This is a genomic window from Pseudooceanicola sp. HF7 (assembly GCF_011806405.1).
Taxonomy (GTDB): Bacteria; Pseudomonadota; Alphaproteobacteria; order Rhodobacterales; family Rhodobacteraceae; genus Pseudooceanicola.
The window spans coordinates 62,560-82,638 of the sequence record NZ_JAATOW010000022.1 but is presented as its reverse complement, the minus strand read 5'-3'; the positions used below and the strand labels follow the sequence as shown (position 1 = coordinate 82,638).

Annotated in this window: 22 protein-coding genes and 1 riboswitch; of the genes, 9 read left to right on the top strand and 13 right to left on the bottom strand. The window is 66.8% G+C overall.

Annotation, left to right across the window (positions count from 1 at the left end):
• The coding region (locus tag HCZ97_RS13460; protein ID WP_167689233.1) for a thiamine ABC transporter substrate binding subunit at positions 1–781 on the bottom strand (781 nt) is incomplete at its 3' end.
• Between the two features lie 46 nt (positions 782–827).
• Positions 828–925, bottom strand: a riboswitch (TPP riboswitch).
• A 316-nt stretch (positions 926–1,241) separates the two neighbouring features.
• On the opposite strand from HCZ97_RS13460, the gene aroC reads away from it, so the two are divergent.
• The 3 genes from aroC to HCZ97_RS13445 all read left to right on the top strand — a co-directional run bounded on the left by aroC (position 1,242) and on the right by HCZ97_RS13445 (position 3,780).
• Positions 1,242–2,345 (top strand): chorismate synthase, encoded by a 1,104-nt coding sequence (gene aroC / locus HCZ97_RS13455; RefSeq protein WP_167689232.1) that lies wholly within the window; start codon positions 1,242–1,244, stop codon positions 2,343–2,345.
• A complete protein-coding gene (locus HCZ97_RS13450) occupies positions 2,346–3,290 on the top strand; it encodes an AEC family transporter (RefSeq protein WP_167689231.1) in 945 nt (314 codons plus the stop codon).
• 130 nt (positions 3,291–3,420) lie between these two features.
• Entirely contained in the window at positions 3,421–3,780 is a 360-nt protein-coding gene (locus HCZ97_RS13445; protein WP_167689230.1) for a hypothetical protein, read from the top strand.
• 403 nt (positions 3,781–4,183) lie between these two features.
• On the opposite strand, the gene HCZ97_RS13440 is transcribed toward HCZ97_RS13445, so the two are convergent.
• The 3 genes from HCZ97_RS13440 to HCZ97_RS13430 form a co-directional block, all read right to left on the bottom strand.
• Positions 4,184–4,612: a thioredoxin family protein gene (locus tag HCZ97_RS13440; RefSeq protein ID WP_254871523.1), complete on the bottom strand. Its 429-nt coding sequence runs from the start codon at positions 4,610–4,612 to the stop codon at positions 4,184–4,186.
• A gap of 13 nt (positions 4,613–4,625) precedes the next feature.
• On the bottom strand, positions 4,626–5,339 hold the full coding sequence (locus tag HCZ97_RS13435) for a cytochrome c biogenesis CcdA family protein (RefSeq protein ID WP_167689229.1): 714 nt from the start codon (positions 5,337–5,339) through the stop codon (positions 4,626–4,628).
• Between the two features lie 104 nt (positions 5,340–5,443).
• Positions 5,444–6,154, bottom strand: a complete 711-nt coding sequence (locus HCZ97_RS13430) for a YafY family protein (protein WP_167689228.1) — start codon at positions 6,152–6,154, stop codon at positions 5,444–5,446.
• Positions 6,155–6,232: 78 nt separating this feature from the next.
• Between HCZ97_RS13430 and HCZ97_RS13425 the strand changes: the two genes are divergently transcribed.
• Positions 6,233–6,847 (top strand): glutathione S-transferase family protein, encoded by a 615-nt coding sequence (locus tag HCZ97_RS13425; RefSeq protein ID WP_167689227.1) that lies wholly within the window; start codon positions 6,233–6,235, stop codon positions 6,845–6,847.
• Positions 6,848–6,865: 18 nt separating this feature from the next.
• Here HCZ97_RS13425 and HCZ97_RS13420 read toward each other — a convergent pair whose 3' ends face one another.
• The 3 genes from HCZ97_RS13420 to HCZ97_RS13410 all read right to left on the bottom strand — a co-directional run bounded on the left by HCZ97_RS13420 (position 6,866) and on the right by HCZ97_RS13410 (position 9,946).
• Positions 6,866–7,768, bottom strand: coding sequence for a DMT family transporter (locus HCZ97_RS13420; protein ID WP_167689226.1), 903 nt, complete (start codon positions 7,766–7,768; stop codon positions 6,866–6,868).
• A gap of 260 nt (positions 7,769–8,028) precedes the next feature.
• Positions 8,029–8,316, bottom strand: a complete 288-nt coding sequence (locus HCZ97_RS13415; protein WP_167689225.1) for an HU family DNA-binding protein — start codon at positions 8,314–8,316, stop codon at positions 8,029–8,031.
• A gap of 157 nt (positions 8,317–8,473) precedes the next feature.
• Positions 8,474–9,946: an AMP nucleosidase gene (locus HCZ97_RS13410; RefSeq protein ID WP_167689224.1), complete on the bottom strand. Its 1,473-nt coding sequence runs from the start codon at positions 9,944–9,946 to the stop codon at positions 8,474–8,476.
• Between the two features lie 163 nt (positions 9,947–10,109).
• Here HCZ97_RS13410 and HCZ97_RS13405 point away from each other — a divergent pair, with 163 nt between their 5' ends.
• Positions 10,110–10,982: an SDR family oxidoreductase gene (locus HCZ97_RS13405; RefSeq protein ID WP_167689223.1), complete on the top strand. Its 873-nt coding sequence runs from the start codon at positions 10,110–10,112 to the stop codon at positions 10,980–10,982.
• 60 nt (positions 10,983–11,042) lie between these two features.
• Positions 11,043–11,696 carry an exopolysaccharide biosynthesis protein gene (locus HCZ97_RS13400; RefSeq protein ID WP_254871522.1) on the top strand — a complete coding sequence of 218 codons (654 nt, stop codon included), beginning with the start codon at positions 11,043–11,045 and terminating at the stop codon, positions 11,694–11,696.
• Positions 11,697–11,844: 148 nt separating this feature from the next.
• Here HCZ97_RS13400 and HCZ97_RS13395 read toward each other — a convergent pair whose 3' ends face one another.
• Positions 11,845–12,447, bottom strand: a complete 603-nt coding sequence (locus tag HCZ97_RS13395) for an OmpW family protein (RefSeq protein ID WP_167689221.1) — start codon at positions 12,445–12,447, stop codon at positions 11,845–11,847.
• A gap of 265 nt (positions 12,448–12,712) precedes the next feature.
• Here HCZ97_RS13395 and HCZ97_RS13390 point away from each other — a divergent pair, with 265 nt between their 5' ends.
• The gene (locus HCZ97_RS13390; RefSeq protein WP_167689220.1) at positions 12,713–13,417 is read left to right on the top strand and encodes a VIT family protein; all 705 of its coding nucleotides are present in this window, start codon (positions 12,713–12,715) and stop codon (positions 13,415–13,417) included.
• 49 nt (positions 13,418–13,466) lie between these two features.
• Here HCZ97_RS13390 and dxs read toward each other — a convergent pair whose 3' ends face one another.
• Genes dxs through HCZ97_RS13375 form a run of 3 tightly spaced genes read right to left on the bottom strand, consistent with a single transcriptional unit; the run spans position 13,467 to position 16,542 of the window.
• Positions 13,467–15,392 carry a 1-deoxy-D-xylulose-5-phosphate synthase gene (dxs, locus tag HCZ97_RS13385; protein WP_167689219.1) on the bottom strand — a complete coding sequence of 642 codons (1,926 nt, stop codon included), beginning with the start codon at positions 15,390–15,392 and terminating at the stop codon, positions 13,467–13,469.
• A 45-nt stretch (positions 15,393–15,437) separates the two neighbouring features.
• Entirely contained in the window at positions 15,438–16,262 is an 825-nt protein-coding gene (locus HCZ97_RS13380) for a polyprenyl synthetase family protein (protein WP_368484376.1), read from the bottom strand.
• A 37-nt stretch (positions 16,263–16,299) separates the two neighbouring features.
• Positions 16,300–16,542 (bottom strand): exodeoxyribonuclease VII small subunit, encoded by a 243-nt coding sequence (locus tag HCZ97_RS13375; RefSeq protein ID WP_167689218.1) that lies wholly within the window; start codon positions 16,540–16,542, stop codon positions 16,300–16,302.
• Between the two features lie 136 nt (positions 16,543–16,678).
• On the opposite strand from HCZ97_RS13375, the gene HCZ97_RS13370 reads away from it, so the two are divergent.
• Positions 16,679–17,641 carry a phosphotransferase family protein gene (locus HCZ97_RS13370; RefSeq protein ID WP_167689217.1) on the top strand — a complete coding sequence of 321 codons (963 nt, stop codon included), beginning with the start codon at positions 16,679–16,681 and terminating at the stop codon, positions 17,639–17,641.
• Between the two features lie 6 nt (positions 17,642–17,647).
• On the opposite strand, the gene HCZ97_RS13365 is transcribed toward HCZ97_RS13370, so the two are convergent.
• Together HCZ97_RS13365 and HCZ97_RS13360 are read right to left on the bottom strand one after the other, a co-directional pair.
• Complete coding sequence (locus HCZ97_RS13365) at positions 17,648–18,361, bottom strand: response regulator (RefSeq protein ID WP_167689216.1); 714 nt, start codon at positions 18,359–18,361, stop codon at positions 17,648–17,650.
• A complete protein-coding gene (locus HCZ97_RS13360; protein WP_167689215.1) occupies positions 18,358–18,855 on the bottom strand; it encodes a MarR family winged helix-turn-helix transcriptional regulator in 498 nt (165 codons plus the stop codon). The genes HCZ97_RS13365 and HCZ97_RS13360 overlap by 4 nt, the downstream gene beginning before the upstream one ends.
• Before the next feature lie 295 nt (positions 18,856–19,150).
• Between HCZ97_RS13360 and HCZ97_RS13355 the strand changes: the two genes are divergently transcribed.
• The gene (locus HCZ97_RS13355; protein WP_167689214.1) at positions 19,151–20,017 is read left to right on the top strand and encodes a branched-chain amino acid aminotransferase; all 867 of its coding nucleotides are present in this window, start codon (positions 19,151–19,153) and stop codon (positions 20,015–20,017) included.
• Positions 20,018–20,079 lie beyond the last annotated feature (62 nt).

The window sequence follows — 20,079 nt, the reverse complement described above, 5'->3', positions numbered from 1 at the left end:
ACTGCAGGAAGCGATCGGCAAGCTCGGGATGCTGGCTGGAGGCAAGCTTCGCGGCGACCTCGACCTGCATGTAATTGCCTTCCTCGAAGGGCACGGCGCGCTTGCTTTCGTCGTCCTCGGCGATGACGTGGTAGGCGGGCGAGGTCGTGTAGCTGAGCACCATGTCCGCTTCGCCCTCAAGGAACATGCCGTAGGCTTCGGACCAGCCGGGGGTGACGGTGACGATATTGTCCGCCAGCGACTCCCAGATTGCGCCGGATTCGTCGCCATAGGCCGCCTTGACCCAGAGCAGCAGGCCGAGGCCGGGGGTGGAGCTGCGAGGATCCTGGATCACCACGGTGGTGTCGCTTTCCGCCAGCGCGGTGAAGGAGCTGGGCAGATCCGCATCCGCATTGCCGACAAAGGCGAAATAGCCCCAGTCGAAGGGCACGAAGGTGTTGTCTTCCCAGGCGACGGGCAGGTCGTACTCCGCGCTGACGGAGGTCGGCGCGAAAAGCCCGGTGGCGCGGGCCTGGCCCATCAGCGCGGTATCCAGCCCCAGCACCACATCCGCCGGGGTACGCTCCCCTTCCAGCCGCAGGCGCGACAGCAGCGCCGCGCCATCGCCCGCCGGCGTGAAGACGAGGTCGCAGTCGCAGACCTTTTCAAAGGCCGACTCGATCGCCGGGCCGGGGCCCCAGTCCGGGGTGAAGCTGTCGTAGGTATAGACGGTGAGGACGGGTGTCTGGGCGGCCGCCTGGCCTGCGATCAGACAACCCGCGGCGAGTGCAAGATGCTTCATGGCATCCTCCTGGAGCTGCGGGCGGAGAAAGATTGGCACCGGCATTGGCATGGGGCCGGACCTTCCCTCCGCCGGTTTTAACCGGATCAGGTTCAACGGGTTCGCGTCCTGCATCTCAGCCCGAAGGCACCCCGAGGTGAGGGGGAGCATAGTGCCGGGACAGGGGGGCGACAAGGGGAGACGGGAGAGGCGCCGGGGGGTGTTTGGGGGCCGGATTTCCGGGGTCTGTTTCCGGGGCCTGCTTCCGGCGGTGTGCCCGGAAGGGCGAGGGGGTGCGCGGGGCTGGTGGGGGCCTCCGGCGGGAGTTTTTCGGCAAGAAGAAGCAGGTGGGGGCGCGCGGATTTGTGGGCGGGGGTGCTTGGGGCGGGTGTGCAATGGGGGACGGAGGCGCTGCGCGGCGCGGAATTGCACAGGACAGCGCTTTGGGGTAACCGGGGGCGATCATCTGCGGAGCGCGCCCATGTCCCTCAATTCCTTCGGTCATCTCTTTCGCGTCACCACCTGGGGCGAAAGCCACGGGCCTGCGCTTGGCGCCACGGTGGATGGCTGCCCGCCGGGGATCGAGGTGGACGCGGCGCAGCTGCAGCATTGGCTGGACCGGCGCAAGCCCGGGCAGAGCAAGTACACCACCCAGCGGCGCGAGCCCGACGCGGTGGAGATCCTGTCCGGTGTCTTCGAGGGCAAGACGACCGGCACCCCGGTGCAGATGATGATCCGCAATACCGATCAGCGGTCCAAGGATTACGGCGATATCGCCGAGAAATTCCGCCCCGGCCATGCCGATATCACCTATTGGCAGAAGTACGGCATCCGGGATTACCGCGGTGGCGGGCGGTCCTCGGCCCGGGAGACGGCGGCGCGGGTGGCCGCCGGGGGCCTGGCGCGCGCCGCGCTGGAGGCCCTGGCGCCGGGGATCGAGATCCGGGGCTACATGACCCAGGTCGGCCCCCATGGCATCGACCGTAGCCGCTTCGACGAGGGCCAGATCGAGGAAAACCCCTTCTGGTGCCCCGATGCGGGGGCGGCAGAGCAATGGGCCGGCTACCTCGACGGGCTGCGCAAGAGCGGCAATTCCGTGGGCGCGATCTGCGAGATCGTGGCGCGGGGCGTGCCGGCGGGACTGGGCGCGCCGATCTACGGCAAGCTGGACACCGACCTGGCCGCCGCGATGATGTCGATCAACGCCGTCAAGGGCGTGGAGATCGGCGAGGGCATGGCCGCCGCCTGCCTGACCGGCGAAGAGAACGCCGACGAGATCTTTCCGGGCAATGACGGCCAGCCGGTCTATTCCTCAAACCACGCGGGGGGGATCCTGGGTGGGATTTCCACCGGGCAGGAGATCGTGGTGCGTTTCGCGGTCAAGCCGACCTCTTCCATCCTGAAGACGCGCCAGACCATCACCAAGGCCGGGGCCGCGGCGGAGATCATCACCAAGGGGCGCCATGACCCCTGCGTGGGCATTCGCGCCGTGCCGGTGGGCGAGGCGATGATGGCGTTGGTCCTGCTGGATCACCTGCTGCTGCACCGCGGCCAGATCGGAGATGCCGGCGGCCGGATCGGCTAGATGCTCTCTGTCCTGTCGATCACCTTGCCGATCTTCGCGCTGGTCGGCCTGGGCTACATCCTGACCTACCGACGGGTCTTTGCCCCCCGCGACATGGCGGTGCTGGGCAATTTCGTCATGTCGGTGGCCCTGCCCGCCCTGCTCTTCCAGACCACCGCCACGCGCCCCTTCGGCGAGCTGGTCGATCCCGTCTTCTTCGGGCTCCTGGCGCTGGCCGGGCTGAGCACGCAAGCGCTGATCTGGCTGGTGCTGAAGCTGGGGCGGATCGGGCCGGCGCGGCGGGCCATCGGGGTTCTGGGCGCGGCCACGCCCAACTCGGCCTTCCTGGCCTTTCCCATGATGATCATCCTGTTTCCGGACTACGCGCCGCAGATCCTGGCGATGTGCCTGCTGGTGGAGAACTTCGTGCTGAGTCCGGTCGGACTGATGCTGGTCGGGGCGGCCACGCCGCAGCGCTCGCAAAGCGCCTGGGCGCGGCTGGGCACGCTGGTGCTGTCGGTATTGCGGCGGCCCTTCGTGATCGGGCTGATCCTGGGCGCTGTCGTTTCGATTTCCGGCCTGCATCTGCCAGTCGCGATGGAGCGCACGCTGACCCTGCTGAGCCAGGCGGCCTCTCCGCTGGCGCTGTTCTTCATCGGCGGATCGCTGGTGGGGCTGCCGCTGCGGGGCAACCTGCCGCTGGCCGGCACGATCACCGCCTTCAAGCTGCTGGTGCATCCGCTGATGGCCTTCCTGTGGATCGGGGTGATCGGGCTGGTCGGGCTGGGCCTGCCGAATGCCGATTGGGAACATGCGCTTATCCTCTCCGCTGCCATGCCGATCTTCGGGGTGTTCCCGCTTCTGGCGAAGGACACCGGGCATGCCGGCGCGGCCTCTCTGGCGGTGATGGTATCGACCATCGCGGCCTTCGTGACGCTGACGGTTCTGGTCGCGGTCATGCTCTGACAGCGCGGTGCCGGTGAACTGTGGCGGTTTTTGCGAATTATTAACTATTTGGCCGGAGCCTGCAGGCAGAGAGACGACATCTCTGCGGCGCGGTCGGCCCAAGGCGGATCGCAGGTACAGGAGCCCTTCGGTGACGCCAGGCCAGTACAGCATACCATCCGGGACAGGCAGCCGTGGCGCTGCGGATCGGGCCGCGACGGGGTTCAGCCTGCCGGCCCCGGTCCGGCTGGATCATGATCACCGCGAGGACCGGCTGATGGGGATCAGCCTGGGCTGCGTGGCGCTGATGGCGGGCGGGATCGGGCTGCTTTCGGGCTGGTTCGGCGAATTGCCCGCCAATGCCGGAGATGCGGAGGGGCAAGCGGATCTGCCTGGGGTGCAGGCCGCGCTCCGGTCGGGGAAATCGGCGGGACATGGAGCTGAGGGGGTCGTCGCGCAGGACGGGACAGGCGGGACCATAGTGGCAGAGGCCGCACCGCAGGCCCATTGAGCCCCGCATTGACGGCAAGATGAGAGGCAAGGCTGCCGGGTCGGAGGGGCGCGGCAGGAGGAGCGGCAGGGGAGGCATCACTCACGGGCAGGCGCGGGCCAGGGGGCCACCCCCCGAAGGCCAGCGACGCAGGCAGAGCAGAGCCGGGGCCCCCGTTTGCCAGGGACAGGTGGCGGGGGCCCCGGCGGTTTTCGCGGTGGGGCAGGGGTATCTTGCGCGGACGGAGCGTGGCGCGGGCTACGGGAGAGGCTCGTGTGGTGCTTCTGCGGGACGTGTCGCGGTAGATACCGAAGGCCAAGGCTGATGCTTTGCGCACGACAGGCCTGAGCTGCTGCCCGGGTCGGGCAACAGGTTGCTCAGGCCGGGCCGCAAACGCGGCGCACGCGGGCACCCCGCGCCGCTGTCAGGACGTCTGCGCGGCGGAGAGGGCGGTGTCCATCAGGGCCTTGATCTGGTCCCGGCCGGTGCCGGCGACAATGCGCCCCAGTTCCTCATCGCCTTTCAGCACCACCAGGGTAGACCGGCGCGGAATGCGCAGGGACTTGGTGAAATCGGCGCGGGCATAGTCATCCCAGTCGACGTCGACGAAGGTCACATGGGCCTCGTAATCGGGGTTTTCGGCCTTCAGCGCGTCCAGAACCCGTTCCTGCGCGGCGCAGGTCGTGCACCAGCTTGCCTTGAAATCCAGGAAGACCGTCTCTCCGGCGGCAAGCTTTTCCTGCACGAGGCCGGGGGTGTAGTCCAGCGGGGCGGCGCGGGCGGCGAGGGGCAGAAGCAGGCTAGCCGTGCCGGCGGCGGCGATGAAATGGCGGCGTGTCAGGATCGGGGGCATGTGAGGGTTCCTTTCAGAAGCGGACCGACAGGTCGACAAGCCAGTCGGGAAGGGTCTGCAGGGCCCAGGCCTCTGCCGCGTGATGCAGGCGGAAGAGGATCGCCAGGCCTACGGCGATGAAAAGCGCACCCAGCACCGGGCGGGCGATGCGGGCGAAACGCTGCATCCCGGCGCGATGCCGGGTCAGCAGGCCGCGCGCGCCGTAGCCGATCCCGATGATCAGCGTGGAGACACCCGCAGCAAAGAAGATCATGATCAGCGCCGCCCGACCCAGCCCCTGCCCGGAGGCGGCCAGAGAGATCGCCCCGCCCAGCGTGGGGCCGATGCAGGGGCTCCAGACCGCGCCCAGAAGCAGGCCGCCCAGGAACTGGCCCTGCCAGCCCTCGGCCCCCTGGCGCGAGATCCGCGCATCCGCCCCGGCAGAGATCCCCGCCGTGGCGGTCTGGAAGGCCATGTTGAAACGCGGCACCAGCAGCACCGCCCCGAAGCCCAGCATCAGCACGGCACCGATGCGGGCCACGACCTCTTCCGTCAGGCCGATCAGGTAACCGAAGGAGCTGACCACCAGCCCGAGCACCACGAAAGAGACCGACATGCCCGCCGCCAGGGCCAGCGGACCGCGCGGACTGGCCTGCAGGGCAGAGCCCAGCACGATGGGCAGCACCGGCAGCACGCAGGGGTTGATCAGGGTCAGCAGCCCGGCAAGATAGGCAAAGAGCATGTCCATGGGACATGTTTGCCCGCATAGGCGCCCCTGTCACCTGACGATTGCACGCGCGGGATCAAGATCGCGTCAGGCGCGTCGGCTTGATGCGCGCGCCTCGGTGCATCTCAGCCTGCCGGGGCCTGGCCTGCGGGGCGCTGGTCCTCCATCTGGGCGATGACCTCTCTCAACAGCGGCACGCGGCGGGGGCGGAAGCTTTCGCCGCTGCGGGTCGCGCCGGTCATGCGGGTGACGATGAAACGGCGGAAGTCCCGGCGCAGGCAGCACCAGGCCAGAAGGATCGGCGCGCGATCGGTGAAGACCAGCGACAGCGGCCAGACCCGGCGCTGCGTTTCGGCCCCACCGGCATCGCGGTAGGTGATGTCCACCGCGACCTCGTCCCAGCAGCACTGGCGCAGAAGCGCGGTGTGATCCGGCACCGGCGGGCGGTCTTCGTAGGCGTAGGACATCATCACCGCATGGGCTAGTTCCGCCTGCTTGCGCCCCGGCAGGCTGGCCGCGATCTTGGCCAGCGCCCCTTCAGCGGCCCGGGCCAGGGCGTCATCCCCCTGCCCGCGCAGCCAGCCAAGGCCCAGCACCAGGGCCTCGATCTCTGTCCGGTCGAACATCTGGGGCGGCAGGGCCGGATCCTCTGTCAGGGTGTAGCCATAGCCGCGCGCGCCGTCGATCAGCGCGCCGCCCGCGCGCAGCGTGTCGATATCGCGATAGAGCGTGCGTTCGGAGACGCCGGTTTCCTCTGCCAGCCGCGCGGCGGTGACCGGCGCGGGCAGGCGACGGAAGGCATCGAGCAGGCGGAAAAGACGATCGGAGCGGGCCATTCAACAACTGACAGGTTTTGGCAGGACAGGCAGAGCATAACCGGCCCACGGAAAGTTTCAAACCAAAGGACCGCGCCAATGCTGACGCTCTATCATTCCCCCTTCTCCCGCTCGACCCGCATGCTTTCGCTGCTGCATGAGCTGGGCATCCAGGACCAGGTGCAGATCCGGCTGACCGATATCCTGCGCGTGGATGGCACCGGCCAGAGCGATCCGGTCAACCCCCATCCCGATGGCAAGGTACCCGCGCTGCTGGACGGTGAGACGCTGATCACGGAAACCAATGCCATCATGCTGTACCTGACGGACATGTTCCCCGAAGCCGGCCTTGGCGCGTCCGTCGGCGATCCGCAGCGCGGCACCTACCTGAGCTGGCTGGCCTGGTACGGCAACATGATGGAGCCCGCCTATGTGGTGCTGGCTTCCGGGGCAGATCACCCGATCTTCTACAGCACCTTCCGCGACGCGGATGCGGTCATCGCCCGGCTTGAGGCCGCGCTGGCCGGTGGGCGGCCCTACCTGATGGGGGATCGTTACACCGCCGTGGACCTGCTGGTGCAATCGCCCTTCGGCTATTTCCCGGAAGCCCTGCCCGATACCCCTGCCCTGCAGGACTGGTTCAAGCGTTGCGGCGCGCGCCCGTCCATGGCCTGGGCGGCGGAACAGGACCAGGCGGCGATGGCCCCCAGCTGAGCCCCCCGGAACTGGCGGTCAGGCCGCCGGTTTCACCGGCTCCCGCGTCACGGCAACGGTTTTCTGGCGGGACAATTGCACCGCCAGGATGCCCGCGGCCACGATGGCCACGCCGACCAGGTCCAGCGGGCCGATGGCCTCTCCCAGGATGATGGCGGCGACGAGCACGCCGAAGAAGGGGTTGAGGAAGTGGAAGGTCGCCGCCTTGACCGCGCCGATGCGGTTGACCAGCAGGAACCAGATCCAGGTGGCCGCGACGCCGGGCACCAGCACCGTATAGGCAAAGGCATAGAGCAGCGAGGGGCTCCAGCTGACCTGCCAGTCCTCGAAGATGCCGGCGGCGATGGCCAGCGCCGCGGCGCCAATCAGCATCTGGTAGCCCACGACCGTCATCACGTTGCCCCCGCCGGAGGCCCCGCGCGCCGAGAGCGTGGCCACCGCCAGCGCCGCCGTGCCAAGGATGCAGATCGCGATCCCGGTCAGGTCCGCGCCGCCGGAAATCCGCGTGCCCATTATCAGGGCCGCGCCGATCACGCCCAGCACAAGTCCGCCGATCGCCAGCGGGCGCAGGCGTTCGCCCAGGGCGATCCAGCCGAAAAGTCCCACCATCAGCGGCATCGTCGAGGCGATGATGGAGGCCAGGCCGGCCTCGATCCACTGCATGGCGATGAAGAACAGGCCAAGGTAAAGCGCGTTCTGGCAGATCCCGAAGATCACCGTGGCCTTCCACTGCGCCCGGGTCAGGCGCCAGCTCTGGCCCATCATCCGCGCCAGCGCCAGGGCGATCACGCCGGAAATCAGGAAGCGCAGGGAGAGCGAGGCCATGGGCGGCGCATGGGCGACGATGATCCGGGCAGAGGTAAAGGCGGAGGACCACATCAGCGCAAAGCTGAGCCCCATTGCGATGGCGCGAAGATCCATTCCGTCCCTTTCCGGTATCCTCAGGCCCCGGCGACCTGATCCCTTGGGCGGAGATAACCAGAGCGTGAGCGGAAGGAAAACCCCCAGAGCCGCGCAAGGACGCGGATGCGGCCGCGTAGGGCCAAAGGGCTGGTCAGGGCAGGTTTCGCAAGAAACTCAATGCCTTGATATGCAAAAAGGCCACCCCGGGGCGGCCTTTCGGCTTTTCGTACCATGGCAGCTATGCGTCAGCGACAATCCATGGCGATCCCGCCAGGGGATCAGGCGTTGACGCTGTCTTTCAGGGCCTTCGCGATGGTCATCTTGACCACCTTGTCGGCTTCCTTCTTGATCTGCGCGCCGGTTGCCGGGTTGCGCACCATCCGCTCGGGGCGTTCGCGGCAGTAGATCTTGCCAACGCCGGGCAGGGTCACAGCGCCGCCTTCGGACACTTCCTTGGTGATGATTGCCACCACGGCATCAAGCGCGGTGGACGCGGTTTTCTTGTCTTCGCCCATTTCCTCGGCCAGTGCGGCCACGAGTTGGGTCTTGGTCATCGGCTTTGCCATACGATGGTCTCCTTTCACTGCCCGATCTCTTGGGCCTCGTGCCGGGCATATAACCGGATGTGGGGGAGCGACACAACAAATTGAGTATGTTTTCCTGCCTTTTTTGCCTGCATAGGCTTGCTATGGCGGGACCCTGCCGATTTCTGCCGTGTTTCAATCAGAGGAAGGCGGTTTCCTCGAAGCTGCGCAACTTCCGGCTGTGCAAACGTTCCAGTGGCATGTCGCGCAGGCTTTCCATCGCGCGGATCCCGATCATCAGGTGACGGGAAACCTGCGTCTTGTAGAAATCCGAGGCCATGCCGGGCAGCTTCAGCTCACCATGCAAGGGCTTGTCGGAGACACAAAGCAGCGTTCCGTAGGGCACGCGGAATCGGAAACCGTTGGCGGCGATGGTGGCGCTTTCCATGTCCAGGGCCACGGCGCGGGATTGCGACAGGCGCTGCACCGGGCCGCGCTGGTCGCGCAACTCCCAGTTGCGGTTGTCCAGGCTGGCGACGGTGCCGGTGCGCATGATCCGCTTCAGGTCGTAGCCTTCCAGCTGGGTTTCGGCCTCGACCGCCTCTTCCAGGGCGACCTGGATCTCTGCCAGCGCCGGAATCGGCACCCAGACGGGCAGGTCGTCATCCAGCACCTTGTCCTCGCGCAGGTAGGCATGGGCCAGGACGAAATCGCCCAGGGTCTGCGAGTTGCGCAGCCCGGCGCAATGGCCGACCATGATCCAGGCATGGGGGCGCAGCACCGCGATGTGGTCCGTTGCCGTCTTGGCGTTGGAGGGGCCGACGCCGATGTTGACCAGCGTGATGCCCTGCGCGCCCTCGCGCTTCAGGTGGTAGGAGGGCATCTGCGGCATCTTCGTGGCCGGCGGGATGGGCGCCTCCGGGCCGGTGATCTCAACATTGCCGGTGGTGACGAAGCTGGTGTAGCCGCTGTCGGGATCGGCCAGCATCTGGCGCGCGAAGGCTTCGAATTCCGACACGTAGAACTGGTAGTTGGTGAACAGAACGTGGTTCTGGAAATGCTCCGGATCCGTGGCCGTGTAGTGGCTGAGACGCGCCAGCGAATAATCCACCCGTTGCGCGGTAAAGGGGGCCAGCGGTTCGACCCCGTCCGCACGGGGCACATTGGTGCCGTTGACGATATCGTCGTTCGTCGTGGTCAGGTCCGGCACGTCGAAGACATCGCGCAGGGTAAAGGCGGCGGCGCCTTCATGGGGCACGGTGACCGAAGGGTCGCGCGCCACGGCGAAATGCACCGGCATGGGCGTATCGGAGGGGCCGACCTCTACATGGGTGTCGTAGTTGCGGATCAGCTGGCCGATCTGCTGGACCAGGTAGTTCCGGAACAGGTCCGGTCGAGTGATCGTGGCCGCATGGGTGCCCGGTGCCGCCACATGTCCGAAGCTGAGCCGGCTGTCGATCTTGGCAAAGCTGGTCGTGGTGATGCGGACCTCTGGATAGAAGGCGCGGATGCGTCCCTCTGGCCGGGTGGCGGTCAGCATGGCCGTCATGAAGTGTTCCTGCAGGAAGCTGGCAGCCCCGTCATAGAGCGCGATCAGCCGGTCCACCGCCGCATCGGCATCGGTGAAGCTTTCTGTCGGCGGAACATCCGGGGTCAGAACGCCTTCGTGCATCGGAATCTCCTTTTCAGCCCTTTCTGTCCCGCGCGGACGGAAGGTGCAAGCGCTGGCCTGCCCCGGCGCGTGATCGGGGCGTCTTGACGGGGCGTCGTTGCAGGGAAACCCGCTCAGGGGATCTTTACTTGCCACCCCCTGCCCGCGCGGCAATTGTGAGCCCATGAACAAGCTGATGATTTCCTTTGGCCACGGCTACACCGCCCGCGCCACCACTCCGCTGCTGCTGGAAAGCGGTTTCACGCTTCACGGCACCACCCGCAGCCCGGAAAAGACCGCCGCGATCGGCGCCACGGGCGTGACGCCCCACGTCTTTCCCGCAAACGAGGCGACGGGCGATGACCTGCGCCCCCTGCTGGAGCAGGCCAGCCACCTGCTGATTTCCGCCGGGCCGGATGCCGATGGCGACCCGGTGCTGCGCGAGCTGGGCCCTGAGACTGCCGCCCGCGCGCCGCATCTGGAGTGGGTCGGCTACCTGTCCACCACGGGTGTCTACGGCGATCACCAGGGCGGCTGGGTCGATGAAGAGACGCCCCTGACCCCCTCTACCCGGCGCGGGCAGTGGCGCAGGGATGCAGAGGCCGCCTGGTCCGCCATCCCCGGTCTGCCGCTGCATATCTTCCGCCTGGCGGGCATCTACGGCCCCGGGCGCGGCCCGTTTTCCAAGGTGCGCAAGGGCACGGCCCGGCGCATCCTGAAGCCCGGCCAGGTCTTTTCCCGCATCCACGTGGAGGATATCGCCCAGGTGCTCGCGGCCTCTATCGCCGCGCCCAATCCCGGCGCGATCTACAACCTGTGCGATGATGACCCGGCCCCGCCACAAGATGTGCTGCTTTACGCCGCAGAGCTTCTGGGTGCCCCCCCGCCGCCGGAGGTGGATTTCGAAACGGCCGAGATGAGCCCGATGGTGCGCAGCTTCTACGCCGAAAGCAAGCGGGTGCGGAACGACCGCATCAAGAAGGAACTGGGGGTGCGCCTGCGCTATCCCACCTACCGGGAGGGGCTGTCGGCCCTGCACGCGCTGGAGCCTGATTGAGGGGGCCGATTGAATCGGTCAGTGGATTGAACCGAATGGGGGGCCGGGCGTTGTGCCTGCATGACAATGGCAGAAACAAACACGGGTGAGCCCGACAAATCCGGCCCCGATCCGGAGCTGCGCTCGCTGGAAGACATTCTTGACGCGCTTTCCAACGTCGGTGACGAGGGCGAGGACAGCGAAGTCTCGGTCGAGGAAGTCCTGACAGAGGTGGGCACCCGCAGTTTCGCCCCGATCATCCTTGTGCCCTCGCTGATCCTGATCTCTCCGATCTCGGGGATCTTCGGGCTGCCGACCATCGGCGCGATCTTCATCCTGCTGATCACGGTGCAAAAGCTGCTGGGCCGCCCCCATGTCTGGATGCCCGGCATGATCCGTCGCCGGAAGGTCACCCGCGAAAAGCTGGGCAAGGCGATCGACTGGCTGCGCCGCCCCTGTGCCTGGGTGGATCGCCAGACCCACAAGCGCCTGACGGTGCTGGTCAGCCGACCTGCGCGGCTGGTGACGCTGCTGGTGATCTGCGCGATCTGCCTGATCATCCCAGCGCTTGAGATCCTGCCGATGGTGACATCGCTGTTCGCCACCGCGATCAGCTTCTTCGCCATCGCCCTTCTGGCGCGCGACGGGCTGTTCACCCTGCTGGGCTATATCTGGCTGGGCTGCGCGGGCGGCGCCATCTGGTGGCTGGTCAGCTCCGGCGTGGGCGGCTGGTAAGCTCCGGCGGCTCAGCGAGGATTTCCCCGCTGCAGAGTTCCCAGAGGCTGCAAAGTTCCCAGAGATAGTTTAACGGGCGCATCGCTGGGATGCGCCCGTTTGTGTTTTCCGGATTTCGAGTCCGGGGTCCGTTTCCGAAGGGCGGCCCTCAGAACCGGTGGATGTAGGAGACGCCCAGGACCCAGGGATCGACCTCTGCGGTGCCGATGGCGGCGCCGTTCAGCTTGGCATCCATGTCGATGTCCATCCAGCGCACGTCAGCGCGCAGCTGGCCGTGTTCGCTGATCTTCATGTCCACGCCCAGGTGGGCGGCCATGCCCCAGCTGTCATCCAGCGTCACGTTGCCCAGCGGCGAGTCGACGTCGAGCGCCGTGGTGTAGTTCAGGCCAAGGCCGGCGAAGGGCGTGAAGTTGGTGTTGGTGTTCAGGTGGTAGTTGACCGAGACGGTCGGCGGCAGATGCTTCACCGTGCCGATATTGTTGCCGCCCAGGGTCAGGTCATGGGTGAAGGGCGTCGCGGCCAGAAGCTCGATCCCGATCTGGTCGGTCAGGAAGTATTCCAGGGTCAGCGTTAGCTGCGTGTCTTCGCCGATCTCCAGGCGGTTATTGGCGAGGGTGCCGTTGTCGTCCTTCGGCGCCACGTATCCCAGGCCGACGCCCAGGGTGATGTCGCCCTTTTGCTGGGCGGCCGCACCGGTTGCCGTCAGGGCCGCAAGGGCCGTCGCCGTCAGCAGAATGGTCCGGGTCTTCATGTCGTATTCCTTTCAGACTTTCGTGAGCCCGGTCATGCGCCCGCTCCGCTCACGCTTCCTTGATCTGGGTCAAGGGCCGGGCAGCTTCCTTGGGCCTGCGGCGAGCGGACGCAGGTAGAGCCGCGATTTCCCGTGAATTTCCAGTATCTTCCCTAGCCCGCGCCGCGCTTGGAGGCCGCCCGCGGCGGGCGCGCGCCAGCCAAGGGCTGGCAAAGCGGCGCAGGCCAGGTAATCTGGGGACAGCAACTCCAGACGGACCAGCCCGATGACCGAGACGCCCCAGATCCATCCCGAACATCATTACACCACTCGCACCGGGTGGCTGCGCGCCGCCGTGCTGGGGGCCAATGACGGAATCGTGTCCGTCTCCTCGCTGATCGTGGGCGTGGCGGCGGCCGATCCGGGGCGCGGGGCGATCCTGGTGGCCGGGGCGGCCGGGCTGGCAGCCGGGGCGATGTCCATGGCGGCGGGGGAATATGTCTCTGTTTCCTCGCAGGCGGACAGCGAAAAGGCCGATATCGCGCGCGAAGCCGAGGCGCTGGAAACCATGCCCGATGAAGAAGAACGCGAGCTGGCCCAGATCTTCCAGGACAGGGGTCTGTCGGCCCAGACGGCGGCGCTGGTGGCACGGGAGCTGACGGAGAAGGACGCGCTTCAGGCCCATGTCCGCGAAGAGCTGGGCCTGCACGAGGTCAATGCCGCCAATCCGCTTCAGGCCGCTGCGGCCTCCGGCCTGACCTTCACCGCGGCGGCGGCGGTGCCCGTGGCGGCTGCGATGCTGGCGCCGGAGGGCGCGATCCTGCCGGCGGTGGTGATCGCCACGCTGGTCGCGCTGGCCGGGCTGGGCGCACTTGGCGCGAAGACCGGCGGCGCGCCGATGCTGCGCGGCACATTCCGGGTGCTGTTCTGGGGGGCCATGGCCATGGCCGTCACCGCCGGGGTCGGCGCGCTGTTCGGCGTGGCGGTCTAGCGGGGGGCCTGCCGGGCCGCCCGGTCAGGCGGCCCTTGGGTAGGTACCCTCAGGCGCGTTTCTCAAGGGAGTCGACGCCCAGCACCTCAAGCACCTTGCGTTCGATGTCCGAGGCATTCAGCCCGGCTGTGGCATACATGTCCTCGGGGCTGGACTGGTCGATGAAGGTATCGGGCAGCACCATGGAGCGGAACTTGAGCCCGCCGTCAAAGCAGCCCTCTTCGGCCAGAAGCTGGGCGACATGGCTGCCGAAACCGCCGATCGCACCCTCTTCGATGGTGATCAGCGCCTCGTGTTCTGCGACCAGGCGCAGGATCAGGTCACGGTCCAGCGGCTTGGCGAAACGGGCATCGGCCACCGTGGGGGTGATGCCGCGCGCCGCGAGCGCCTCGCAGGTTTTCAGCACCTCGCCCAGGCGGGTGCCGAAGGACAGGATCGCCACGCGGCTGCCTTCGCGGATCATGCGGCCCTTGCCGATTTCCAGCGGCACGCCGACCTCGGGCATTTCAACGCCAAGCCCCTCTCCGCGCGGGTAGCGGAAGGCGATGGGGCCCTCGTCATGTTCGGCGGCGGTGGCAACCATGTGCTTAAGCTCTGCCTCATCCGCGGCGGCCATGACCACCATGCCGGGCAGGTTGGCCATGTAGGCCACGTCGTAGCTGCCAGCGTGGGTCGCGCCATCCGCGCCGACAAGCCCCGCGCGGTCGATTGCGAAGCGCACCGGCAGGCGCTGGATGGCGACATCATGCACCACCTGGTCGTAACCCCGTTGCAGGAAGGTCGAATACATCGCGCAGAACGGCCGCATGCCCCCGGCCGCCAGGGCGGCGGCAAAGGTCACACCATGCTGTTCGGCAATGCCCACGTCGAAGGTGCGCGAGGGGAAGCGTTCCGCCATCAGCCCAAGGCCGGTGCCATCGGGCATGGCGGCGGTGACGGCGCAGACGCGGCTGTCCTCTGCCGCCAGGCGCACCAGCTCCTGGGCGAAGACAGAGGTATAGCTGGGCGCGTTGGAGGGGGCCTTCTTCTGCTTGAAGCTCTCCACCTCGAACTTGGCGGTGGCATGGCCCTTGTCAGAGGCGCGCTCTGCGGGCGCGTAGCCCTTGCCCTTCTTGGTGACCATGTGGATCAGCACCGGCCCTGTGGCGCGGGCCTTGACCGTGCGCAGCACCGGCAGAAGCTGGCTCATGTCATGGCCATCCAGCGGGCCGATGTAGGAAAAGCCCAGCTCTTCGAACAGCGTGCCGCCAACGGCGATGCCCTTCAGGATCTCCTTGGCGCGCTTGGCGCCTTCCTTGAAGGGCGGCGGCAGGAAGCTGGCAGCGCCCTTGGCCGCGGCGCGGAACTGGTGGAAGGGATCGCCGGCATAAAGCCGCGTGAGGTAGGACGAGAGCGCGCCGACAGGGGGCGCGATCGACATCTCGTTGTCGTTCAGGATCACGATCAGCCGCTTGCCCAGGTGGCCGGCGTTGTTCAACGCCTCGAAGGCCATGCCGGCGCTCATCGCGCCATCGCCGATCACCGCGATCGCATCGCCCAGCCCCTCCGGCACCTGGCCGCCAAGGTCGCGCGCCACGGAAAAGCCGAGCGCCGCGGAAATGGAGGTGGAGCTGTGTGCCGCGCCGAAGGGATCAAAGGGGCTTTCGCTGCGCTTGGTGAAACCGGACAGGCCGTCCTTCTGGCGCAGGGTGCGGATGCGGTCCCGCCGGCCGGTCAGGATCTTGTGCGGATAGGACTGGTGGGAGACATCCCAGATGATCTTGTCGCGCGGGGCCTCGAAGATCGCATGCAGCGCCACAGTCAGCTCCACCACGCCCAGGCCGGCGCCCAGGTGGCCGCCGGTTTCGGAGACTGCGGAAATCGTCTCTGCCCGCAGCTCATCGGCCAGGCGGCGCAGCTCCGCATCGGAGAGCGATTTCATGTCGGCCGGGGTCACGACCCTGTCGAGCAGCGGGGTATCGGGTCTTTGGGTCATTCTGGCTCCGGTTCCTGGCGGGCTGCGGTCCCCCCCTTCGGTCCCTCAGCTTTGACGCGAGATAACGAAGCGGGCGGCCTGCCGCAAGTTTTCCGCATCTTCACCGTATATGGTTAAGGCATCGCAAGCGGCCTCGATCAGGGTCTGCGCCTCTGTCCGGGCGGCTTCAAGGCCCATCAGGGACACGAAAGTGGCCTTGCCCGCCGCGCTGTCCTTGTTCAGGCGTTTTCCTGCCAATGCCTCGTCCCCTTCGACATCCAGGATGTCATCGGCGATCTGGAAGGCCAGGCCCAGGGCCGCGGCATAGCGCGCCAGCGGCTCGGGATCGGCCCCGGCCATGACCGCGCCGGCGGTGGCGGACCAATGGAACAGCGCCCCGGTCTTGAGCGCCTGCAACCGCTTGATCTGCTCAAGCGTCAGCGGGGTGGCGGCGGTTTCCGCGGCGATGTCCAGCGCCTGGCCCAGGACCATGCCCTGCCCGCCCGCGGCGCGCGCCATGTCCGCGACCAGCGCGACCCGGCGATCGGCCGGCAGATCGCAATTGGCAAGCAGCTCGAAGGCCAAGGTCTGCAGGGCGTCACCGGCCAGGATCGCGGTCGCCTCGTCCCATTTCACATGGGTGGTGGGCAGGCCCCGGCGCAGGTCGTCATCATCCATGGCCGGCAGATCGTCATGCACCAGCGAATAGGCGTGCATCGCCTCGATCGCGGCGGCGGCGTTCAGCGCCGGGCCATCGGCCACGCCATGCAGGCGCGCGCCTTCCAGCACCATGAAGCCGCGCAGCCGCTTACCCCCGCCCACGGCGTAAAGCATCGCGTCGCCCGTCTTGCCTTCGTATCCGGCGAGCAGCTGCGTGAAATGGGCAGAGATCGCCTCTGCCGCGCCATCCAGGGCTGGCTTGAACAAGTCAGAGACCCTCGACCGGGGTCAGCCCTGCCGGGTTGCCGTCGCTGTCCAGCGTGATCGCGGCGACCTTTTCTTGCGCCTCGGCCAGCTTCTTTTCGCAATGCTTCTTCAGCTCTGCCCCGCGTTCGTAAAGCTTGATGGAGGCTTCAAGCTCCACGTCGCCGCGTTCCAGCTTGGAGACGACGCTCTCAAGCTCCTTCATGGCGGCTTCGAAGGACATGTCCTGGGTCGGGGTGTCGCTCATCGCGGGCTCCGGTCTTGGCTGGTTCGTCGAACTCTGTTGCGCCTGAGCTTATCCGGCGACTCCGGCAGGTTCAATCGGGCTTGCAGGCACGCCTGGCAATTGACGCCGGGGCGCGGGGGCCGCAATCCTAGCCCGCATGACAGACAGCCCCTCCACCCCGGAACCGCCGACCGAACAGGCCCTCGCCGCCACGGAGCAGGCAGAGACCCTGCTGCGCGGCCACCCGGCAGAGCTGTCGAACCTGTTGCGACTGCTGCCGGGCCGGCGGGCGGTCTTTTCTGGCCAGTACGACGGGCGCGCGGCGGTGTTTCACATGGCGCTGGCCCCCGCCGCCGCGCGGGCCTTTGCACGCGGGGCAGAGGAATCCCAGCGGTTGCGCAGCTACATGTCGCAGGGGCCCTACCGCGTGCCCGAACCGCTGGCCCTGCTGGAAGAGGGCGCCATGTGCGTCACCGCCCGCGTCGGCGGCACCCCGCTGCTGGAGTTCCTGAAGACCATGCCTGAGGCAGAGCGCCCTGCCATGGCCCCCCGTGTTGCCGGCTGGCTGGCCACCCAGGCCGCCCCCTCGCTGATCTGGCGCGGCGCCAACAAGGGGCCCTGGCGCCGCTGGGCGCTGCAACAGGCCCCCAAGCAACCCTATCCGGAGCTGGTCGGACCGGAATCCCGCCTGCTTGAGCTGATGCTGACACTGGCCCGCCAGGTAGAGGGCGACTGGCGCGTGTCGCTGGCCCATGGCGATTACCATCCCAACAACCTGATCTGGTCGCCGGGGCGGGAGTTGCTGTGGGGAATCGACATCAGCGCCGCCGGGATCGCGCCGATCTACCGCGACATGGCGCGCTACCTGGTGCATAGCGCCCGCCGGGACATGCTGCCATCGGGCAGGCAATCCCTTGGCGTGGACGCAGGCCAGATCGCAGCCTTCACCCGGGCCTTCGAGCTGACGGAGATCGAGCAGAAGGTCTTCCTGCCCTATTTCCTGTGCTACGAAACCCTGGTGCGGGTGGAAGACGCAAGCCTGCCGCCGCGCCGCATCCGCCTGGCCCGGCGCATGACCGAAGCGATGATCGCGGACCTGGAAGCGCTGCTGGGCAGCTGAGCCCGCTCAGTCCGGGGCCAGCAGGTAGCCCGCCCCGCGCACCGTCTGAAGGTAGCGCGGCTGGCGCGGATCGTTTTCGATCTTGCGGCGCAGCCGGGTGATCTGGACATCCACGGCGCGTTCTTGCGCCCCGGTATGTTCGCCGGAACCGCCACGGCCCAGTTCCTCAACCAGTTGCAGGCGGGTCAGGGGCTCTCCGGGGTGGGCAGAGAAGACGCGCATCAGTTGAACCTCTGTCGCGGTCAGCCGCACCGGCGCATCGCCCCGCCAAAGCTCTGCGCGCTCCATGTCGTAGCGCACGTCGCCCATGTGCAGCACCTTGGGCACGGTGGCCTGGCTGGGCAGTTCCGGCATGCGGCGCAGGATGGCATTGATGCGCAGCAGCAGTTCGCGCGGCTCGAAGGGCTTGGTCAGGTAATCGTCCGCCCCGGCCTCAAGCCCGCGAATGCGGTCTTCGGTTTCCCCGCGCGCGGTCAGCAGAAGGATCGGAGTCGTGATCTCCTGGCGCAGGCTTTCGGTCAGGGAAATCCCGTCTTCGCCCGGCATCATCACGTCCAGCACGATCAGGTCGAATTCCAGCCCCGTCAGCAGGCGGCGCGCATGGGCGGCATCGCGGGCCGTGGAAATCAGGAAATTGTTGCGCTTCAGGAACTTCGCCAGAAGATCCCGGATACGTTCGTCGTCATCGACGATCAGCAGATGCGGAAATGGGTCGCTCATGTGCCTCCGTCCCTGAGCGTACCATACACGCGGCGCATTTCGCCATCCATCATCGCTTCCAGCACCTGGCGAAAGCCTGCGACGGCTTCCGGCCCGGCCTTGCGATAGGCGCTGCGCACCCATTTGCGCTGCGATTCAGACAGCTCTGCCTCAAGGGCGCTGCCCTTTTCCGTCAGGTAGAGGTTGCGTTCGCGCTTGTCCGCCAGGCCCACCCGGCTTTCCACCAGCCCATCGTCGATCAGGCTGCGCAGCACGCGGTTCAGGCTTTGCTTGGTCACGCCCAGGATGGTCAGCAGGCGAGAGACCTTCATCCCCGGCACCCGCGCGATGAAGTGCAGCGCCCGGTGATGCGCCCGGCCGTACTCCGTGCCCTCAAGCAGCTGGTCCGGGGCGGCGGTAAAGCCGCGGTAGGCGAAGAACATCGCCTCGATCCCCTGGCGCAATTGCTCGTCCGTCAGGAAAAGCAGGTTGTCCCCCAGTTGCGTATCCGACATGCACGTTCCTTCCATTTCCCGGGCCGGTTTCCCGGCCAGTCTTAGCGGACCATCCCCCCGCGCGAGCGGTTGCGGGGGCCCCATGGTCCGCGGTCCCTGTCGTCACCCGGCGGCGGCTTTGGACCTTGGCCCGGATCACCCGCCCGTTTCAACCCTGTGGGTAAAATACGTCAGGCTTGTTGACTTTCCAAGAATCAAAAGTTACATCAGCCCTGCGTCAGCGTAATATTCAGCATGAATGACCCGGCACTGACGCAACTTATGAAAAATTGACTGGAATGTCAGGAGGTTCGCAATGGCTGCTTATGATGACCGCGACGGCAAGATCTGGATGGATGGCAAGCTGGTAGAGTGGCGCGATGCGAATGTACACATCCTGACCCATGCCATGCACTACGCCTCTTCGGTCTTCGAAGGTGAGCGGTGCTACAACGGCAAGATCTTCAAGGGCGTGGAACATTCCGAACGCCTGCGCGCCTCTGCCAACATGCTGGACTTCGAGATCCCCTACTCCGTGGAAGAGATCGAAGCGGCCAAATACGCGATGCTGGAAGCCAACGGCTGGAAGGACGCCTATGTGCGCGCCGTCGCTTGGCGCGGCGCGGGCGAAGACATGGGCGTTTCCTCCCTCAAGAACCCCGTGCGGATGGCCGTCGCGGGCTGGGAATGGGGCAACTACTACGGCGACGCCAAGATGAAGGGCGCCAAGCTCGACATCGCCAAGTGGAAGCGCCCCTCGCCCGAAACGATCCCCGTTCATGCCAAGGCTGCCGGTCTCTACATGATCTGCACCATGTCCAAGCACGCGGCAGAGGCCAAGGGCTGCTCTGACGCGCTGTTCATGGATTACCGCGGCTACGTGGCCGAATGCACCGGCGCGAACATCTTCTTCGTCAAGGACGGTGAAGTGCACACGCCCCTGGCCGATTGCTTTCTGAACGGCATCACCCGCCGCACGGTGATCGAGATGCTGAAGGAAAAGGGCCTGACCGTGCACGAGCGCCACATCATGCCGGAAGAGCTGGAAAGCTTCCAGCAATGCTGGCTGACCGGCACCGCGGCCGAGGTCACCCCGGTGGGCCAGATCGGCGATTACAACTTCGAAGTGGGCGAGATCACCAAGGATATCTCCCTGAGCTACGAAAAGCTCGTCCGCGCCTAAGAGCGGACTTCGGACAGAGACAGAGGGGCCTGCCGCATCGCGGTGGGCCCTTTTCGTTTGGA

What these genes read in the sequence shown, in the direction of transcription:
- HCZ97_RS13420 (WP_167689226.1), bottom strand. Translation starts at nt 7,768, where the DNA reads ATGGATCTTCGCGCCATCGCAATGGGGCTCAGCTTTGCGCTGATGTGG.
- HCZ97_RS13400 (WP_254871522.1), top strand. Translation starts at nt 11,043, where the DNA reads ATGACAATGGCAGAAACAAACACGGGTGAGCCCGACAAATCCGGCCCC.
- HCZ97_RS13440 (WP_254871523.1), bottom strand. Translation starts at nt 4,612, where the DNA reads ATGCCCCCGATCCTGACACGCCGCCATTTCATCGCCGCCGCCGGCACG.
- HCZ97_RS13450 (WP_167689231.1), top strand. Translation starts at nt 2,346, where the DNA reads ATGCTCTCTGTCCTGTCGATCACCTTGCCGATCTTCGCGCTGGTCGGC.
- aroC (WP_167689232.1), top strand. Translation starts at nt 1,242, where the DNA reads ATGTCCCTCAATTCCTTCGGTCATCTCTTTCGCGTCACCACCTGGGGC.
- HCZ97_RS13390 (WP_167689220.1), top strand. Translation starts at nt 12,713, where the DNA reads ATGACCGAGACGCCCCAGATCCATCCCGAACATCATTACACCACTCGC.
- HCZ97_RS13360 (WP_167689215.1), bottom strand. Translation starts at nt 18,855, where the DNA reads ATGTCGGATACGCAACTGGGGGACAACCTGCTTTTCCTGACGGACGAG.
- HCZ97_RS13410 (WP_167689224.1), bottom strand. Translation starts at nt 9,946, where the DNA reads ATGCACGAAGGCGTTCTGACCCCGGATGTTCCGCCGACAGAAAGCTTC.
- HCZ97_RS13375 (WP_167689218.1), bottom strand. Translation starts at nt 16,542, where the DNA reads ATGAGCGACACCCCGACCCAGGACATGTCCTTCGAAGCCGCCATGAAG.
- HCZ97_RS13365 (WP_167689216.1), bottom strand. Translation starts at nt 18,361, where the DNA reads ATGAGCGACCCATTTCCGCATCTGCTGATCGTCGATGACGACGAACGT.
- HCZ97_RS13395 (WP_167689221.1), bottom strand. Translation starts at nt 12,447, where the DNA reads ATGAAGACCCGGACCATTCTGCTGACGGCGACGGCCCTTGCGGCCCTG.
- HCZ97_RS13370 (WP_167689217.1), top strand. Translation starts at nt 16,679, where the DNA reads ATGACAGACAGCCCCTCCACCCCGGAACCGCCGACCGAACAGGCCCTC.
- HCZ97_RS13355 (WP_167689214.1), top strand. Translation starts at nt 19,151, where the DNA reads ATGGCTGCTTATGATGACCGCGACGGCAAGATCTGGATGGATGGCAAG.
- HCZ97_RS13425 (WP_167689227.1), top strand. Translation starts at nt 6,233, where the DNA reads ATGCTGACGCTCTATCATTCCCCCTTCTCCCGCTCGACCCGCATGCTT.
- dxs (WP_167689219.1), bottom strand. Translation starts at nt 15,392, where the DNA reads ATGACCCAAAGACCCGATACCCCGCTGCTCGACAGGGTCGTGACCCCG.
- HCZ97_RS13415 (WP_167689225.1), bottom strand. Translation starts at nt 8,316, where the DNA reads ATGGCAAAGCCGATGACCAAGACCCAACTCGTGGCCGCACTGGCCGAG.
- HCZ97_RS13435 (WP_167689229.1), bottom strand. Translation starts at nt 5,339, where the DNA reads ATGGACATGCTCTTTGCCTATCTTGCCGGGCTGCTGACCCTGATCAAC.
- HCZ97_RS13430 (WP_167689228.1), bottom strand. Translation starts at nt 6,154, where the DNA reads ATGGCCCGCTCCGATCGTCTTTTCCGCCTGCTCGATGCCTTCCGTCGC.
- HCZ97_RS13405 (WP_167689223.1), top strand. Translation starts at nt 10,110, where the DNA reads ATGAACAAGCTGATGATTTCCTTTGGCCACGGCTACACCGCCCGCGCC.